The following is a 4,049-nucleotide window of genomic DNA, read 5'->3' as shown; positions in this document are numbered from 1 at the left end:
GGTGCTTCCTCTCCATATATAATTCTTTCAGATCCATAAATTCCATTTATATAAAAGCCAGGTGTTGTTGTTTCTTTTGGCCCGGAATAATCTTCTTCTAAGGTTCCTCTCAATCCCATATATCCATTACCTAAAGCAAATATAGACTCATTATGATGATTATTTTCAACTTTAAATTTGTCTTCAGTTATTCTCCAGGGTTCATAATCATAGAGAGATTTGGCTTTATATTTCTTATAATGAAAATCTCTCATAAAAAAACCTCCTTTCCACAAGTACACACTATTAATATTTTATTACATATAGAGCTGGTGGTCAAATAATTAAAATCACAATCCAAACACAAAAATCCTTGAGATATAAACCCTCAAGGATTTCCATGTTAAGTTAAGAAAATAAATCCATTTAGTTTCTAAGCTCTTTTAATCTTTTATTTATTTTTTCTTTTTTATTTTTATATTCTTCAAGCTTATCTCTTTCTTCCTGTACTACATCTTCTGGAGCTTTATTAACAAAACCATCAGTATTTAATTTTCCTTTAGCTCTTTTAATTTCTGATTTTATCTCATCTAATTCTTTTTCAAGTCTTTTTATTTCTTTTTCAATATCAACCATACCAGCAAGAGGTAAAATGATTTCAATACCATTAACAATAGCTGTAGATGACTTATCAGGTTTTTTATCAACTTCCTTTTTAATAGAAAGATCTTCAACCTTAGCTAAATCTTTAATATAATCTTCACCTTTTTCCAAAATATCTATCTTATTTTCAGAAATTAAAATAGCTTCAATTTGTTTACCAGGATTTACTTTCATTTCATTTCTAATATTTCTAATTGAAGTTATTACATCCATGGCAATGTCCATTTCCTTCTCAATTTTTTCATCAATTTTATTTTCTTCTACTTCAGGCCACTTAGCTAACATAATACTTTCACCAGTACCATTAGGAAGCTTTTGCCAAATTTCTTCGGTAATAAAAGGCATAACAGGATGTAACAATCTCAAAATACCCTCTAGTATATTTGTACCCACATATTGAGCAGTTCTTTTGGCACTTAGATCTTCATCCTGATATAAACGAGGTTTTATAAGTTCAATATACCAATCACAGAATTCACTCCAGATAAAGTCATAAAGTGTTTCACTTACAAGACCAAAATTATAATTAGCAAGAGCCTTTTCTACCTTTGCAGTTACTTTATTAAAACGACTGATCATCCATTTATCAGCTAAAGTATATTCAAGTTCTTCTTCATCGATTTTATCCCATTCTAAGTCTTCAATGTTCATCAAAATAAATCTTGATGCATTCCAGATCTTATTTGCAAAATTTCTACTTGCTTCCAGTCTTTCCTCTCTAAAACGCATGTCATTACCAGGAGTATTTCCTTTAATTAATGTAAATCTTAAAGCATCTGCTCCAAATTCTTCAATAACTTCAATCGGATCAATACCATTACCCAATGATTTGCTCATCTTTCTTCCCTGGGCATCTCTAATTAAACCATGAATATATACATCGGAAAATGGAATTTCATCCATAAATTCTAAGCCCATAAAAATCATTCTTGCTACCCAGAAAAAGATAATATCTCTACCAGTAACTAACATATCAGTAGGATAAAAATGTTTTAAGTCTTGAGTGTCTTCAGGCCAGCCTAAAGTTGAAAAAGGCCAGAGTCCAGAACTAAACCAGGTGTCTAATACATCTTCATCCTGTTTTAAATTTTCACTGCCACAGGCTGGACAGGTTTTTGGTTCTTCTTTTTCTACTATTACCTCTCCACAATCCTGACAATACCAGACAGGAATTCTATGTCCCCACCAAAGTTGTCTGGAAATACACCAATCTTCAATATTTTCCATCCAATTTAGATAAACTTTGCTAAATCTTTCAGGAATAAACCTAATATCTCCTTCTTTAACAGCTTTTATGGCTGGTTCTGCCAGAGGTTCCATTTTTACAAACCACTGTTTAGAAACCATAGGTTCAATTACTGTATCACAACGATAACACTGACCAACTGAGTGTTCATGTTCTTCTATCTTAACTAATAGACCTTTTTCATCAAGATCTTGAACGACTTTTTCTCGACATTCATAACGATCAAGTCCTGCATATTCACCAGCAGCTTCAGTCATTTTGGCATCTTCATCAATAACTTTAATTATCTCTAAATCATGTCTTTCTCCTATTTCAAAATCATTAGGATCATGGGCTGGTGTAACCTTTACCATACCAGTTCCAAATTCACTATCCACATATTCATCTTTAATAATAGTTATTTCTCTATCCATTAATGGTAAGATTACAGTTTCTCCAATTAGGTCTTTATATCTTTCATCATCAGGATCAACAGCAACAGCCGTATCACCTAACATGGTTTCAGGTCTGGTAGTAGCTACTGTAATATGTCCCTCTTTATTTTTAAAAGGATATTTAAGATGATATATCTTTCCTTCCTTTTCTTCATGTTCTACCTCAACATTAGATAAAGTAGTATGACAATCCGGACACCAGTTTACAATATAATCTCCCTGGTATATCAACCCCTTATCATATAGGTCAACAAAAACCTCTCTTACAGCTTTATTACAACCTTCATCCATCGTAAATCTTTCTCTAGACCAATCACAGGAAGATCCCATTTTTCTTAATTGACTTGTTATTCTATCACCATACTCCTCTTTCCATTCCCAGGCTTCTTCTATAAAACCTTCTCTTCCTACATCTGCCTTTTCTTTTCCTTCTTCTCTCAACTTATTTGTTACTTTAACTTCAGTTGCAATACTTGCATGATCAGTTCCTGGTAACCAGAGAGTATCAAATCCCTGCATCCTCTTATAACGAGTGTAAATGTCCTGCAAAGTATTATCAAGAGCATGACCTAGATGTAGTTGCCCGGTTATATTTGGGGGCGGCATCATAATACTGTATGCTTCTTTGTTTTCATCAAGTTCTGGTTTAAAATATCCTTTATTCTCCCAACTATCATACCATTTGTCTTCAACCTGATCAGGATCATATGTCTTATCTAACTCTGCCATTTTAAAATCCTCCTCTTATTTTAATAAACTTTTTATATAAAAATTAGAAAAAGTCCTCCCCCGTCCAGTTAAGGACGAAAAAGGACCTTTTTTCGTAGTTACCACCTTAAATTCCAACTGCAACTCTTACTTATGCTAGAAATTGCAATCAGTACTCAATTTAAATAACGGTTATAAACCGACTTGAACTACTTAATTTCATTCAAGTAACTCCCAGGCGACATTCATTCCTTTTAACTGAGGAGTTTTTCAGCCTTTGAACTCCAATCTCTGTCAGTATAGCGGAATTACTCTTCCTGTTCATAGTTATTATTTTTTATTTATATTTAGTAATTATAATATAACTTTAGTAGCAATTTGTCAAGTAAAATGAAATAGTTCTAAAATTCTAAATATTATTTTTGATTATTATAAGCTATTTCTTTATTCTTTCAGGATGAGTATAAACATTCATTCTATCCTTTCGAACAAAACCAGCAATAGTAATACTTTTTTCATCTGCAATATTAACTGCATTTAGTGATGGTGGTGATTGAGTAATAATAACTGGAAGTCCTATTTTTGCTATTTTATTAATAATTTTTGTAGAAATGCGACAGCTAAGAGCTAGAATTTTATTAGAAATGTCAAAATTATTTTTCAAAATATAAGCTATTATTTTATCAACAGTATTATGTCTTGCTATATCCTCTCTAAATGCAATTATTTCTCCTTTTTCATCTGCTAATAGAGCATTATGAACTCCGCCTGTTTTTTGAAATATTTTCGATTTAGAACTAAGGTCATTAATGATTTTAAATATTAAAGAAGGTTTTATTTTATTTTTATTAAAATAATCATCTTTTTCTTTGTTAATTTTATTCTTACTCTTAAAATCTTTTTTACTTCTTATTTTTATTATATTTTTATCATTAAGAAAAGTAATTTCAGATACTTCGTCCAATCCGTCAATAAGCCCTTCACAATAAGCCCTCCCCAGGGCCATCTCTTCTACATAC

3 protein-coding genes and 1 other annotated feature are annotated in these 4,049 nt (G+C 31.5%); all 3 genes read right to left on the bottom strand.

Annotated features, from left to right (window positions below):
- A partial coding sequence (locus VJ881_00775) for a glycoside hydrolase family 65 protein (protein ID HKL74573.1) occupies nucleotides 1-254 on the bottom strand: 254 nt, incomplete at its 3' end.
- 151 nt (nucleotides 255-405) lie between these two features.
- The gene (locus VJ881_00770) at nucleotides 406-3,051 is read right to left on the bottom strand and encodes a valine--tRNA ligase (protein HKL74572.1); all 2,646 of its coding nucleotides are present in this window, start codon (nucleotides 3,049-3,051) and stop codon (nucleotides 406-408) included.
- 67 nt (nucleotides 3,052-3,118) lie between these two features.
- Nucleotides 3,119-3,364, bottom strand: a binding site (T-box leader).
- A 102-nt stretch (nucleotides 3,365-3,466) separates the two neighbouring features.
- Nucleotides 3,467-4,049, bottom strand: a 583-nt coding sequence (gene fdhD / locus VJ881_00765) for a formate dehydrogenase accessory sulfurtransferase FdhD (GenBank protein ID HKL74571.1), incomplete at its 5' end; no start/stop codon positions are given.

It is taken from the genome of Halanaerobiales bacterium, assembly GCA_035270125.1.
Classification (GTDB): domain Bacteria; phylum Bacillota; class Halanaerobiia; order Halanaerobiales; family DATFIM01; genus DATFIM01.
Note: the sequence above shows the minus strand (reverse complement) of the source record. Positions and strands in the feature narration are given on the sequence as shown.